Here is a 12,213-nt window from a genome sequence, read left to right as displayed (position 1 = left end):
CCCGCCCCCACGGGGCACGACGGCCGCTCTAGGGTGTGCCCATGACGACGATGTACGCGGCGCTGCTGCGCGGGGTCAATGTCGGCGGGGCGCGGAAGCTCCCGATGGCCGACCTGCGCGCGCTTCTGACGGACCTCGGCCACGACGCCGTACGCACGCATCTGCAGAGCGGACAGGCCGTCTTCGCCGCCGCGCACGGGGACGAGGAGTCCCTGGCCGCCGAGTTGGCGGGGGCGATCGAGAAGCGCTTCGGCTTCGCGGTGGACGTGATCGTGCGCGACCACGCCTATCTGAAGGCCGTCGCCGAGGCGTGCCCCTTCCCGGCCGCCGAACTGGAGGCCAAGCAGTTGCACGTCACCTACTTCTCCGCCCCCGTGGACGCGGAGCGCTTCGCGCCGGTCGACGCGCCGGCCTTCCTCCCCGAGGAGTTCCGCCTCGGCGACCGCGCCCTGTACCTCTACGCGCCCGACGGCCTCGGCCGCTCCAAGCTCGCCGAGGTCCTCGCGCGTCCTCGGATGACCAAGGGCGTGGTCGCCACCACCCGCAACTGGAACACCGTCGTCAAACTCGTGGAGATGACCGGTCCCTAGGCCCTGTCTTCAGGCCCCGACCGCCGCCAGTACCGGCGTCCGCGCCGCGTCGTACCGCTCCAGCAGGACCCGCGCCACCTCCGGGGAGGGGCCGAGGACGTCCGCCAGTACGTCCGCCCCGGCCGCGCCCCGCGCGATCCGGTCCGGCAGGCGGCCGGGCGCGAGGACGTACGGGGCGACGGCGACGCGTGCGCAGCCCAGGGCGCGCAGCTCCCGCACGGCGTCCTCGGTGCGGGGGAGGGATGCGGAGGCGAACGCAGGCCGCACGGCGCACCAACCGGAACGCCGCCACTCCCGCGCGATTTCTGCGATCACTGCGATCGCCTCCGGGTCGGAGGACCCCGCCGAGGCCAGGACGACCCCGGTCGAGGACTTGTCGGCGGGCGTGAGGCCGGCCTCGTACAGCCGCCGCTCCAGCGCCGCCAGCAGCAGCGGCGAGGGACCGAGCACCTCCGCCTGACGGATCCTGAGCCGCGGCGGGGCGTCCGCCAGGACCGCCGGGATGTCCGCCTTGGCGTGGAAGGCGCGGGTCAGCAGCAGCGGCAGCGCCACCACGTCCCGCACCCCCTCCGTCGCCAGGGACTCCAGCACGCCCGGCACGGAGGGAACGTTGAAGTCCAGGAAGCCCGTCTCCACCCGTACGTCGGGCCGCAGCGCCCTGACCCGGCGGACCAGGGCGTGCACGGTCGCGGCGTGCCGCGGGTCGCGGCTGCCGTGGGCGATGACCAGAAGGACCGGTGCGGACATGTCGTACCTCAGCTCTTCACCAGCAGGCCGCGGCTGCGCAGTACCCACCGCTCCAGCGGGCTGAAGATGAGCAGGTCGATGGCGATGCCGACGATCAGGATGAGGAGGATGGCTTCGAAGACCATGGCCATGTCGCTGGCGTTGCGGCCGTTCTCCAGCAGCTGGCCCAGGCCCACCCCGAGGTCGGGGAAGGAGGCGATGATCTCGGCGGCCATCAGCGAGCGCCAGGAGAACGCCCAGCCCTGCTTGAGGCCGGCGACGTAGCCGGGCAGGGCGGCCGGGAGCACGATGTGCCAGGTGCCCTTCAGCCCGGTGGCGCCCAGGGTGCGGCCGGCGCGCAGGAAGAGGGGGGAGACCTGGTCGACGCCGGAGACGAGGCCGTTGGCGATGGAGGGGACGGCGCCGAGGAGGATGACGGCGTACATCATCGAGTTGTTCAGGCCCAGCCAGATGACGGCGGGCGGTACCCAGGCGACCGAGGGCAGGGACTGGAGGCCGGACAGGATGGGTCCGATGGCGGCGCGGACGACCTTCACCCGGGCGACCAGCAGCCCGAGGGGGGTGCCGATCACGAGGGCGAGCAGGAAGCCGGAGAGCCCGCGCGAGACACTGGTCCAGATGTAGCCCAGCAACTCGCCCTGGAGCCAGGCGTCCTGCGCCACCCGCCACACGTCCGCCGGGGCCGGCAGCTTGGTCGGGTCGTCGACGATCTTGAAGGAGACCAGGGCCTGCCACACCGCGAGCACCAGCAGGACGGCGACGGTGGGCGGCAGGATCTTCTCCACGAAGGTCTGCCTGAAGGGCGTACGGGCCTTCTGCCGGGTCTCCAGCGCGTCGAGGCCCGCCTCCAGACCGGCGAGATCTCCCGCGTCCTTGGCGGGCGTGGTGGTCTCAGTGCTGGCCATGACGGCGGATCTCCCCACGCAGTTCTTCGGTGATCTCGACGGACAGCTCCGCCACGGCGGTGTCCTCGATGCGGCGCGGCTGCGGAATGCCGACCGTCCACTGGCGGGCGATGCGCCCCGGACGGGAGGACAGCAGCACCACGCGCTCGGCGAGGCGGACGGCCTCGCGCACGTTGTGCGTGACGAACAGGACGGACACCTGGGTCTCGCGCCAGATGCGGGTCAGCTCGTCGTGCAGGACGTCCCGCGTGATGGCGTCCAGCGCCGCGAACGGCTCGTCCATCAGCAGCAGCTTGCTCTCCTGGGCCAGTGCCCGGGCGAGCGCGACGCGCTGGCGCATGCCGCCGGACAGCTCGTGCACCCGCTTGCCGTGCGCGCCCTTGAGCCGGACGAGTTCGAGCAGCTCCTCCGCCTTCTCGCGGCGCTCGGCCTTGGGCACGCCACGCAGTTTCAGGGCGAGTTCGATGTTCTTGCCCGCGGTGAGCCACGGGAAGAGGGCGTGCTCCTGGAACATCAGGGCGGGGCGTCCGTCGGTGGTGATCTCGCCGGTGCTGGGCCTGTCCAGGCCCGCCACCAGGTTGAGCAGCGTGGACTTGCCGCAGCCGGAGGCCCCCAGGAGGGTGACGAACTCGCCGGGCGCGACATCGAGGGTGATGTCGTCCAGCACGAGCTGCTGCCCGGCGGGGCCCGCGAACGACTTCGAGACATGCTCGATGCGGGCGGCGTGGACGGCCGACTCGGTGCCGTCGGCGGCCTTGGCGAGGGTCGTGGTCGTGGCCATGGTCGTCACCTCCTGGGGAACGGTCGGATCCGGGCTTTACTGGGCGCCGAGTCCGGCGTCGTCGACGGTGGGCTTGCCCTTGGCCTTGAGAACCTTGTTGAGCAGCGTGAGGTCGTAGATGCCCTTGAGGTCGGGCTGGTCGAGCAGACCGGCCTTGACGGCGTGCTCGGCCTGGGCGTCGAGGGTGGCGGCCAGCGGGTCGTCGGTGAGCTGGATCGACTTCCACGCCGGGTCGAGGACGTCGGCGGGCAGGGCCTTGCCGGTGTCCTTCTCCAGCTGCTTGTTGGCGGCGGCCTTGGCCTCGTCCGGGTTGGCCTTGATCCACTCGTTGGTGTCGACCGACGCCTTCAGCACCGCCTCGACGGCCTTCGGGTGCTCCTTGAGGAACTTCTGCGACACGATGATGTTCGTGATCACGAACTTCTTGTCCGGCCACAGCGTCGACTCGTCCAGCAGCACCTTGCCGCCCTCGGCGACCAGCTTCGACGCGGTCGGCTCGGGCACCCAGGCGCCGTCCAGGGAACCGGACTTGTAGGCGTCCGGGGTGACCTTGTTGTCGCTGCGCACGACGGTCACGTCGCCCTTGCCGCTCTGCGCGTCGGTCTTCCAGCCCTGCTCGGCGATCCAGTGGAGGAAGGCGACGTCCTGGGTGTTGCCGAGCTGCGGGGTGGCGATGCGCTTGCCCTTGACGTCCTTCAGCGACTTGATCTTGTCCGGGTTCACCACCAGCTTCACTCCGCCGGACGCCGAACCGCCGATGATCCGCAGGTTCTTGCCGCCGGACTTGGTGTAGCCGTTGATCGAGGGGGAGGGGCCGATCCAGCCGATGTCGATGGAGCCGGAGTTCAGCGCCTCGATCTCGGAGGGGCCGGCGTTGAAGGTGGCGTACTTGGCCTCGGTGGCGCCCAGGGCCTTCTGGAAGAAGCCCTTCTGGTTGCCGACCAGCGGCGTGGCGTGGGTGACGTTGCCGAAGTACCCGATCCGGACGGAGTCCAGACCGTCGATCTTCTCGGCACCGGCGGCGACCTTGGCCCCGTCGTCCTTCTCGGCCTCGGAGCCGTACCCGCAGGCGGCGAGGGCCAGTAGCGGCAGGGCGGCCAGGACCGCGACGGTGCGGCGCAGGGCGGTGGTGGCAGGCACGGGAGGTGTTCCTCTCGTTGGTCCGGCTCTCACGCCTGTCGGGTCGTCCGAGGTGTCAGGTCGTGGCCGGGAGGTCGGCTTGTCTTCGGCTGTGCGGGTGGGGGGTGTGGGCGCGCGGGCAGTGCGCGTACGTCAGCGCACACATCGCGCCACTCCGCCCTGCCCGCTGCCGAGGGCACCGCTGCCGACGCGGCCGCCCTCCTTGGCGAACGTGGAATAGAAATCAGGGGAGTTCATGCTCAGAAGTCCCACCCGTCTTCGTCCGCCTCGTCCTTGACGGGCTCCGGCGTGGCGAAGGACTCACCGGCCATGCCGGCGGTGAGGGTGGTGCCGTCGCTGGGGTCGATGAGGATGAAGGACCCGGTGCGGCGGGAGTCGGCGTAGGAGTCGGCGGGCAGGGGTTCGGCGGTGCGGATGGTGACCCGGCCGATGTCGTTGGCGACGAGCTGTCCGGGGTGCGGGTGCAGGGACAGGTCGTCGAGGGTGAGGCGGGCCGGGATGTCCTTGACGATCGCCTTGACGGTGCGGGTGCCGTGCTTGAGCAGGACCCGGTGGCCGACGGTGAGCGGCGCGTCGGCGACGTGGCAGACGGTGGCCTCGACGTCCTGGGACGTGGCGGGGGCGTCCTTGCGGGGCACGATCAGGTCGCCACGGGAGACGTCGATGTCGTCCTCGAGCAGCAGCGTCACCGACTGCGGTGTCCAGGCCTCCTCGACCGGCACGCCCAGCAGGTCGATCCCGGACACCTTCGAGGTCCGCCCGGAGGGCAGGACGGTGATCTCGTCGCCGACGCGGAAGGTGCCCGCGGCGATCTGACCGGCGTAACCCCGGTAGTCGGGGTGCTCGGCGCTCTGCGGGCGGATCACGTACTGCACGGGCAGCCGGGCGTGGCAGTGCGCCAGGTCGTGGCTGACCGGCACGGTCTCCAGGTGCTCCAGCACGGTGGGTCCGCCGTACCAGTCCATGACCGCCGACGGCTCGACCACGTTGTCCCCGGCCAGCGCGGAGATCGGGATCGCGGTGACCTCGGGGACGCCCAGCTCGGTGGCGTAGGCGGTGAACTCCTCGGCGATCGCGGCGAACACGGGCTCGCGGTACTCGACCAGGTCCATCTTGTTCACGGCGAGGACGACGTGCGGCACCCGCAGCAGAGCGGCGATCGCCGCATGCCGGCGGGTCTGCTCGACGACCCCGTTGCGGGCGTCGACCAGGATGACGGTCAGTTCGGCGGTGGAGGCGCCGGTGACCATGTTCCGCGTGTACTGCACGTGCCCCGGCGTGTCGGCGAGGATGAACCGGCGCCTGGGGGTGGCGAAGTAGCGGTAGGCGACGTCGATGGTGATGCCCTGTTCGCGCTCGGCGCGCAGGCCGTCGGTGAGCAGGGCGAGGTCGGGGGCGTCCTGGCCGCGGCTCGCGGAGGCCCGCTCCACGGCCTCCAGCTGGTCGGTGAGGACGGACTTGGAGTCGTGCAGGAGGCGTCCGACGAGGGTGGACTTGCCGTCGTCGACGGAGCCGGCGGTGGCGAACCGCAGCAGGGTCGTCTCGGACAGCTGCCAGATGGACAGGGCCCCGGTGGGTTCGGTGGTGCGGGTCATGTCTAGAAGTACCCCTCGCGCTTGCGGTCTTCCATCGCGGCCTCGGACATCTTGTCGTCGGCGCGGGTGGCGCCGCGTTCGGTGAGCCGGGTGACGGCGATCTCGGCGATGACCTTCTCGATGCTGTCGGCGTCGGAGTCGACGGCGCCGGTGCAGGACATGTCACCGACGGTGCGGTAGCGCACCAGCCGCTTCTCCACGGCCTCGCCGGGTTTGGGGCCGCCCCACTCGCCGGCGGTCAGCCACATCCCGGAGCGGGCGAAGACCTCGCGCTCGTGGGCGTAGTAGATGGCGGGCAGTTCGATGTTCTCGCGGGCGATGTACTGCCACACGTCCAGCTCGGTCCAGTTGGACAGGGGGAAGACGCGGACGTGTTCGCCGGGGGCGTGGCGGCCGTTGTAGAGGTTCCACAGCTCGGGGCGCTGGCGGCGCGGGTCCCACTGGGAGAACTCGTCGCGCAGCGAGAACACCCGCTCCTTGGCGCGGGCCTTCTCCTCGTCGCGGCGTCCGCCGCCGAAGACGGCGTCGAACTTCTCGGCCTGGATCTTCTCGGTCAGCGGCAGCGTCTGGAGCGGGTTGCGGGTCCCGTCGGGACGCTCGCGCAGGACGCCGCGGTCGATGTAGTCCTGCACGGAGGCGACGTGCAGCCGCAGCCCGTGCCGTTCGACGGTGCGGTCGCGGTAGTCGAGGACCTCGGGGAAGTTGTGCCCCGTGTCCACGTGCAGCAGCGAGAACGGCACCGCCGCGGGCGCGAACGCCTTCAGCGCGAGGTGCAGCATGAGGATGGAGTCCTTGCCGCCGGAGAACAGGATCACCGGCCGCTCGAACTCACCCGCCACCTCACGGAAGATGTGCACCGCCTCCGACTCGAGAGCGTCGAGGTGGGAGAGGGCGTAAGGGCTGTCGGTGCCCTCCGCCACGGCCGCCACGGACGTCGTCATGCCAGTCCCCTTTCGGTGAGCAGGGCGTGGACCGCCGCGGCGGACTCCTGAACGGTCTGGTGCTGCGACTCGATGCGCAGGTCGGGCTTGACGGGCTCCTCGTACGGGTCGTCGACGCCGGTGAGCCCGGTCAGCTCACCCGCGGCCTGCTTGGCGTACAGGCCCTTGACGTCGCGCACCGAGCACACCTCGACCGGGGTGGCCACGTGCACCTCCACGTAGGCCGTGCCGTTCGCCTCGTGCCGCTCGCGGACCGCGTCCCGGCTCTCCGCGTACGGGGCGATCACCGGGACCAGCGCCGTGACGCCGTTGCGGGCGAGGAGTTCGGCGACGAAGCCGATGCGCTGCACGTTGGTGTGCCGGTCCGCGCGGTCGAAGCCGAGGCCCGCGGAGAGGAACTCGCGGATCTCGTCCCCGTCGAGCAGCTCGACGCGCCTGCCCTCCTCGCGCAGGCGGCCGGCCAGCTCGTGGGCGATGGTGGTCTTCCCGGCGCTGGGCAGGCCCGTGAGCCAGACGGTGGCTCCGGTCGTCACGTGGTTCTCCCTGAAACTCGTTGGTCCGGTGGTCGTCGTCATGTCAGCCGTGCAGTCCGCATTCGGTCTTGGTGAGGCCCGCCCAGCGTCCGGAACGGGCGTCCTCGCCCTCCAGCACACGGCGGGTGCACGGCGCGCAGCCCACGGAGGCATAGCCGTCCATGAGCAGCGGGTTGGTGAGGACGCCGTGCTCGTCGACGTACGTTTGCACATCTTCCTGTGACCACTTGGCGATGGGGGAGATCTTCACCTTCCGCCGCTTCTCGTCCCAGCCGACCACGGGGGTGTTCGCCCGGGTCTCGGACTCGTCGCGGCGCAGTCCGGTCGCCCAGGCCTGGTAGCCGGCCAGGCCCTCGTCCAGCGGCTTGATCTTGCGCAGCGCGCAGCACAGGTCGGGGTTGCGGTCGTGCAGCCTGGGTCCGTACTCGGCGTCCTGCTCGGCGACTGTCTGGCGGGGGGTGAGCGTAATGACGTTCACGTCCATCACGGCCTCCACCGCGTCCCGGGTGCCGACAGTCTCCGGGAAGTGGTAGCCGGTGTCGAGGAATACGACGTCCACTCCTGGCAGGGCGCGGGAGGCGAGGTGGGCGACGACCGCGTCCTCCATCGAGGAGGTCACGCAGAAGCGGCTGCCGAAGGTGTCGGCCGCCCACTGGAGGATCTCCAGGGCGGAGGCGTCCTCCAGTTCGCGGCCCGCCCGCTCGGCCAGGGCCCTGAGTTCGTCGGTCGTACGCTCTTCCCGAACCGCGGTCATATCGGTTCCCCTCCCGTGGAGTTGGGCTGAAGTCCCCGGGCCAGCAGGCCGAGGAACTTCAACTGGAATGCGCGGTTGCACGCCGCGCATTCCCAGGCGCCGTGACCCTGCTCGTGCGGACGCAGGTCCTCGTCTCCGCAGTAGGGGCAGTAGAACGGCGCGGCACGCTCGCTCATGACAGGGCCTCCTCGGAGGCGCGGGCCGCCCAGGTGGCGAAGCGCTCGCCGTCCTCGCGCTCGGCCTCGAAGCGCTTGAGGACGCGCTCCACGTAGTCCGGCAGCTCCTCCGCCGTGACCTTCAGGCCGCGCACCTTGCGGCCGAAGCCGGGCTCCAGGCCGAGGGCGCCGCCCAGGTGCACCTGGTAGCCCTCGACCTGCTCGCCCCGGTCGTTCAGGACCAGCTGGCCCTTGAGGCCGATGTCCGCGGTCTGGATGCGGGCGCAGGCGTTGGGGCAGCCGTTGAGGTTGATGGTGAGGGGCTCGTCGAAGTCGGGGAGGCGGCGCTCCAGCTCGTCGATGAGCGAGGCGCCGCGCGCCTTGGTCTCGACGATGGCCAGCTTGCAGAACTCGATGCCGGTGCAGGCCATGGTGCCGCGCCGGAAGCTGGAGGGCCGGGCGGTGAGGTCGAGCGCCTCCAGGGACTCCACCAGGGAGTCGACCTGGCCCTCCTCGACATCGAGGATGATCATCTTCTGCTCGACGGTCGTACGGACCCGGCCCGAGCCGTGCGCCTCCGCCAGGTCGGCGACCTTGGTCAGGATGGTGCCGTCGACGCGGCCGACGCGCGGGGCGAAGCCGACGTAGAAGCGGCCGTCGCGCTGCCGGTGCACGCCGATGTGGTCGCGCCAGCGGCTGGTGGGCTCGGCGGGGGCGGGACCGTCGGTCAGCTTCCGCTTCAGGTACTCGTCCTCCAGCACCTGGCGGAACTTCTCCGCGCCCCAGTCGGCGACCAGGAACTTCAGACGGGCGCGGTTGCGCAGCCGCCGGTAGCCGTAGTCGCGGAAGATCGAGATGACGCCCTCGTAGACGTCGGGCACGTCCTCGATCGGCACCCACGCGTTGAGCCGCACGCCCAGCTTCGGGTTGGTGGACAGGCCGCCGCCGACCCACAGGTCGAAGCCCGGCCCGTGCTCGGGGTGGACCACGCCGACGAACGCCACGTCGTTGATCTCGTGCACCACGTCGAGGACCGGCGACCCGGAGATCGCGGTCTTGAACTTGCGGGGGAGGTTCGAGTAAGCGGGGTTGTTCAGGACGCGGCGCTTCATCTCCTCCAGCGCCGGCGTGCCGTCGATGATCTCGTCCTCGGCGATGCCCGCCACCGGGGAGCCGATCATCACGCGGGGCGTGTCGCCGCAGGCGGTCACCGTGGACAGGCCGACGCCCTCCAGGCGGTTCCAGATCTCGGGCACGTCCTCGATCCGGATCCAGTGGTACTGGACGTTCTGCCGGTCGGTGATGTCGGCCGTGCCGCGCGCGAACTCCTGCGAGATCTCACCGACGACCCGCAGCTGCGCGGTGGTCAGCGCGCCGCCGTCGATGCGGACGCGGAGCATGAAGTAGCTGTCGTCCAGCTCCTCCGGCTCCAGGACGGCCGTCTTTCCGCCATCGATGCCCTGCTTGCGCTGGGTGTACAGCCCCCACCAGCGCATACGTCCGCGCAGGTCGCCGGGGTCGATCGAGTCGAAACCCCGCTTGGAGTAGATCGTCTCAATCCGTGTCCGTACGTTGAGACCGTCGTCGTCCTTCTTGGTCTGCTCGTTGGCGTTGAGCGGGGTGAAGTGACCCGCCGCCCACTGGCCCTCGCCGCGGTGACGGCTCACCTTGCGGCGGGGGGTCGCGGCGGCAGGCTCGGGTGGGGTGGCGGCCATGGTGTGACACGTCCTTCAAGGCAGACGGAAAGCGGCTCTGACCTGCGCGCACGGGCGCATGGCAGACATGCGCGTCCTTGCGCGGGCGGAGGCTGATGCGGGGAATCCGGTAGTGCTGGAGAGATCTCTCAGCGGCCCGGACAGATGGCGCTGGACATGCGGCCGAGGTCGACGTGCCGCCGACTCACCAAGGCAATTCCAGTTCCAGGCATGACGGAAGACTGGCACGGCGATCTGGACACAGTCCAGCTTCGTCCAAGATGCGGACACCCTTGTCCCGTGGAGTGAGACAAGGGTGTTGTGGATCACAGCCGGGGATCAGGCGGGGAACGCTCCAGGCCAGGGCCCCGGCGTGGCCACGTCGGCCTCCTCCTCGACCTTGGTGTCGAAGAGGCGGAAGCCGCGGCGCCGGTAGTTGTCCATGGCGTGCTCGCCGTCCTTGCTGCACGTGTGCAGCCACACCCGCTTGGTCGTGGCCAGCTCCGGCCGGCGCTCCGCGAGGTCCCAGGCGCGGGCGGTGCCGTACGAGAGGAGGTGGCCCCCGATGCGCCGGCCCCGGAACGCCGGGAGCAGTCCGAAGTACTCGATCTCCACCACGCCGTCGTCGCCGGCCGTCAGCTCCACGTATCCGGCGGGCGTGCCCCGGTCGTACGCGACCCAGGTCTCCACGCCGGGCCGGTCCAGGTGCTCCTGCCAGCGGGCGTGGCTCCAGCCGAGCCGGTCCGTCCAGCGGATGTCGCCGCCGACCGAGGCGTAGAGGAAGCGGCTGAACTCGGGGGAGGGCACCGTGGCGCGGACGATGCGCACGTCCCCCTCCGGAGCGGCGGCCGGCAGCAGGTCGGTGGGCGCCGTCTGCTCCAGGGACCAGGTGGTCACGGCGATGTTGGTCATGCCGGTCAGGGAATCATCCGGTTCGCGGATCTGTCGATCCCGGGCGCCGGGCCCAGGCCGCGCTTCAGTCGAGCGCGGCCTCGATGGACCTCAGCGGCAGGGCGAACAGCACGCTGCCGGACTGGGACCAGACCTCGCCGGTCCGCGCCCAGTAGGAGAGGGAGCCCGCCTGTCCGCTCCAGCAGCGCTGCGAGCCGTCGGAGCCGCACTCGGTGGCCCGGGCGCCCTCCGCGTCCTGGCGCCACAGGGTGCCGCGTCCGTCGTGACCGCCGGCCGCGCGGTCCAGGTACCAGGCGGTGTGTGCGGCGCCCGCCGGGCGGTGCGACAGCACACCGCCGACCTCGGCCGCCCCGGTCTCGAACGCCTCCACCGCGTCCACGTGTCCGGCGGAGTCGGTGACCGGGAGGCCACCGCGGTCCGGGTCGGTGCTCAGCGGGTAGCGCCACAGCCGGGTGGGGCGGTCTCCGTCCGCGGCCACCCGCTCGCTCGCCACCAGGCTGTCGGGGGAGGTGCCGCGGTCCAGGGAGATCGCGCCGGGCCGTGCGGCGTCGTCGGTGTCGGGGAGGCGGTAGGACGCGACGGCGGGCAGTACCCAGCGGTGACCGTTGGCCGCCCAGCCGCCCGGCACCCGGCCGACGGCGGTGGCCGCGGTGGTGGCGCGCTGGACGCGGTCCACCTCGTACACGTACAGCGCGTCGCGGTCCCCGGCTGCGGTGGTGACCAGCAGCTTGTCCTGGTACCAGACCATGCCGGTGACGGGGGAGGCGAGCCCCCGGTAGTCGTGGCCGCCGTCGACCGGGACGGCGAGGAGCGCCGAGGTGTAGCCGAGGTGGCCGGGATCGTCGGCGTCGACGAACGAGACCCGGGCGAGGCCGCCCTGAGGGGTGCCGTCGTCCCGGGACCAGGCGGAGACGATGACGCGGTGCGCGCCCCAGGACCCGTCCTCGTCCGCGTCGCCCGAGGTGGTGACCGCGCCGGGCAGCCAGCCCTCGGTGTCGGCCTCGTCCCAGCAGTAGGCGCGGGTGGCGGCGGGGGAGACCGGCAGGGACTCCTTCTCCCCCGCGGTGCAGTCCGCGGCGTCACGCAGGGTGCGGTCGGCGGAGTCGAGTACGGCGTCGACGCCCACCGGTTCGCCCATGGCGTCGGAGAGCCGGTCGAGCCAGGGCCCGGGGACGCGGTGCTCCGTCAGCCGCAGGGCGTCGGTCTCGGCGGCGGAGGTGAGGGGCTTGAGGGTGCCGGGGTCGTCGGCGACCGTGGCCTGCGAGGCGCTGATCAGCGTGGCGGCGCCGGTCAGGGCGAGGGCCGCCCCGGTCAGGGCCGCGCGCAGCGCCCGTCCCCGCCTGCGCCGGCGGTGTCTGCCGCGATGCTTCATCGAACCTCCACGGACACCGGACCAACTGCGCTCGACGGTGGACGCGTTGACCGAGGAGCGGATGGGACGGTCAGAAGAGGATGCTACGGCAGTC

The 12,213-nt window shown here is 71.3% G+C and carries 14 protein-coding genes; 1 reads left to right on the top strand and 13 read right to left on the bottom strand.

Going from position 1 to position 12,213, the window contains the following annotated elements; translation table 11 throughout:
* Positions 1 to 41: 41 nt before the first annotated feature.
* Positions 42 to 590: a DUF1697 domain-containing protein gene (locus ACZ67M_RS09485; protein WP_392101105.1), complete on the top strand. Its 549-nt coding sequence runs from the start codon at positions 42 to 44 to the stop codon at positions 588 to 590.
* A gap of 9 nt (positions 591 to 599) precedes the next feature.
* Here the strand turns inward: ACZ67M_RS09485 and ACZ67M_RS09480 are convergent, their stop codons facing one another.
* The 13 genes from ACZ67M_RS09480 to ACZ67M_RS09420 form a co-directional block, all read right to left on the bottom strand.
* Complete coding sequence (locus ACZ67M_RS09480; RefSeq protein WP_361363994.1) at positions 600 to 1,337, bottom strand: sirohydrochlorin chelatase; 738 nt, start codon at positions 1,335 to 1,337, stop codon at positions 600 to 602.
* A gap of 8 nt (positions 1,338 to 1,345) precedes the next feature.
* Complete coding sequence (locus ACZ67M_RS09475; RefSeq protein WP_361363991.1) at positions 1,346 to 2,242, bottom strand: ABC transporter permease; 897 nt, start codon at positions 2,240 to 2,242, stop codon at positions 1,346 to 1,348.
* Positions 2,229 to 3,023, bottom strand: a complete 795-nt coding sequence (locus ACZ67M_RS09470; RefSeq protein WP_385794166.1) for an ABC transporter ATP-binding protein — start codon at positions 3,021 to 3,023, stop codon at positions 2,229 to 2,231. The genes ACZ67M_RS09475 and ACZ67M_RS09470 overlap by 14 nt, the downstream gene beginning before the upstream one ends.
* 36 nt (positions 3,024 to 3,059) lie before the next feature.
* Entirely contained in the window at positions 3,060 to 4,163 is a 1,104-nt protein-coding gene (locus tag ACZ67M_RS09465; protein WP_385794164.1) for an aliphatic sulfonate ABC transporter substrate-binding protein, read from the bottom strand.
* Between the two features lie 239 nt (positions 4,164 to 4,402).
* Positions 4,403 to 5,758: a sulfate adenylyltransferase subunit 1 gene (locus ACZ67M_RS09460; protein ID WP_467320725.1), complete on the bottom strand. Its 1,356-nt coding sequence runs from the start codon at positions 5,756 to 5,758 to the stop codon at positions 4,403 to 4,405.
* Positions 5,759 to 5,760: 2 nt separating this feature from the next.
* The gene (gene cysD / locus ACZ67M_RS09455; protein ID WP_385794161.1) at positions 5,761 to 6,699 is read right to left on the bottom strand and encodes a sulfate adenylyltransferase subunit CysD; all 939 of its coding nucleotides are present in this window, start codon (positions 6,697 to 6,699) and stop codon (positions 5,761 to 5,763) included.
* Positions 6,696 to 7,232, bottom strand: coding sequence for an adenylyl-sulfate kinase (gene cysC, locus ACZ67M_RS09450; RefSeq protein ID WP_361363980.1), 537 nt, complete (start codon positions 7,230 to 7,232; stop codon positions 6,696 to 6,698). The genes cysD and cysC overlap by 4 nt, the downstream gene beginning before the upstream one ends.
* Before the next feature lie 43 nt (positions 7,233 to 7,275).
* A complete protein-coding gene (locus ACZ67M_RS09445) occupies positions 7,276 to 7,986 on the bottom strand; it encodes a phosphoadenylyl-sulfate reductase (protein ID WP_469850282.1) in 711 nt (236 codons plus the stop codon).
* The gene (locus tag ACZ67M_RS09440; RefSeq protein ID WP_361363974.1) at positions 7,983 to 8,162 is read right to left on the bottom strand and encodes a hypothetical protein; all 180 of its coding nucleotides are present in this window, start codon (positions 8,160 to 8,162) and stop codon (positions 7,983 to 7,985) included. The genes ACZ67M_RS09445 and ACZ67M_RS09440 overlap by 4 nt, the downstream gene beginning before the upstream one ends.
* Positions 8,159 to 9,856 carry a sulfite reductase SirA gene (gene sirA, locus ACZ67M_RS09435; RefSeq protein ID WP_361363972.1) on the bottom strand — a complete coding sequence of 566 codons (1,698 nt, stop codon included), beginning with the start codon at positions 9,854 to 9,856 and terminating at the stop codon, positions 8,159 to 8,161. The genes ACZ67M_RS09440 and sirA overlap by 4 nt, the downstream gene beginning before the upstream one ends.
* A 128-nt stretch (positions 9,857 to 9,984) precedes the next feature.
* The gene (locus tag ACZ67M_RS09430) at positions 9,985 to 10,068 is read right to left on the bottom strand and encodes a putative leader peptide (RefSeq protein ID WP_309475039.1); all 84 of its coding nucleotides are present in this window, start codon (positions 10,066 to 10,068) and stop codon (positions 9,985 to 9,987) included.
* 106 nt (positions 10,069 to 10,174) lie between these two features.
* Positions 10,175 to 10,747 carry a GNAT family N-acetyltransferase gene (locus tag ACZ67M_RS09425; RefSeq protein WP_469850281.1) on the bottom strand — a complete coding sequence of 191 codons (573 nt, stop codon included), beginning with the start codon at positions 10,745 to 10,747 and terminating at the stop codon, positions 10,175 to 10,177.
* 64 nt (positions 10,748 to 10,811) lie between these two features.
* A complete protein-coding gene (locus ACZ67M_RS09420; RefSeq protein WP_392101103.1) occupies positions 10,812 to 12,119 on the bottom strand; it encodes a hypothetical protein in 1,308 nt (435 codons plus the stop codon).
* Positions 12,120 to 12,213: the final 94 nt, after the last annotated feature.

Source organism: Streptomyces sp. NPDC107500 (genome assembly GCF_055582785.1).
Note: the sequence above shows the minus strand (reverse complement) of the source record. Positions and strands in the feature narration are given on the sequence as shown.

Coding starts and splice junctions, on each gene's coding strand:
- ACZ67M_RS09475 (WP_361363991.1), bottom strand. CDS start 2,242: ATGGCCAGCACTGAGACCACCACGCCCGCCAAGGACGCGGGAGATCTC.
- ACZ67M_RS09480 (WP_361363994.1), bottom strand. CDS start 1,337: ATGTCCGCACCGGTCCTTCTGGTCATCGCCCACGGCAGCCGCGACCCG.
- ACZ67M_RS09485 (WP_392101105.1), top strand. CDS start 42: ATGACGACGATGTACGCGGCGCTGCTGCGCGGGGTCAATGTCGGCGGG.
- ACZ67M_RS09430 (WP_309475039.1), bottom strand. CDS start 10,068: ATGCCTGGAACTGGAATTGCCTTGGTGAGTCGGCGGCACGTCGACCTC.
- ACZ67M_RS09440 (WP_361363974.1), bottom strand. CDS start 8,162: ATGAGCGAGCGTGCCGCGCCGTTCTACTGCCCCTACTGCGGAGACGAG.
- ACZ67M_RS09460 (WP_467320725.1), bottom strand. CDS start 5,758: ATGACCCGCACCACCGAACCCACCGGGGCCCTGTCCATCTGGCAGCTG.
- sirA (WP_361363972.1), bottom strand. CDS start 9,856: ATGGCCGCCACCCCACCCGAGCCTGCCGCCGCGACCCCCCGCCGCAAG.
- ACZ67M_RS09445 (WP_469850282.1), bottom strand. CDS start 7,986: ATGACCGCGGTTCGGGAAGAGCGTACGACCGACGAACTCAGGGCCCTG.
- ACZ67M_RS09425 (WP_469850281.1), bottom strand. CDS start 10,747: ATGACCAACATCGCCGTGACCACCTGGTCCCTGGAGCAGACGGCGCCC.
- ACZ67M_RS09470 (WP_385794166.1), bottom strand. CDS start 3,023: ATGGCCACGACCACGACCCTCGCCAAGGCCGCCGACGGCACCGAGTCG.
- ACZ67M_RS09420 (WP_392101103.1), bottom strand. CDS start 12,119: ATGAAGCATCGCGGCAGACACCGCCGGCGCAGGCGGGGACGGGCGCTG.
- cysD (WP_385794161.1), bottom strand. CDS start 6,699: ATGACGACGTCCGTGGCGGCCGTGGCGGAGGGCACCGACAGCCCTTAC.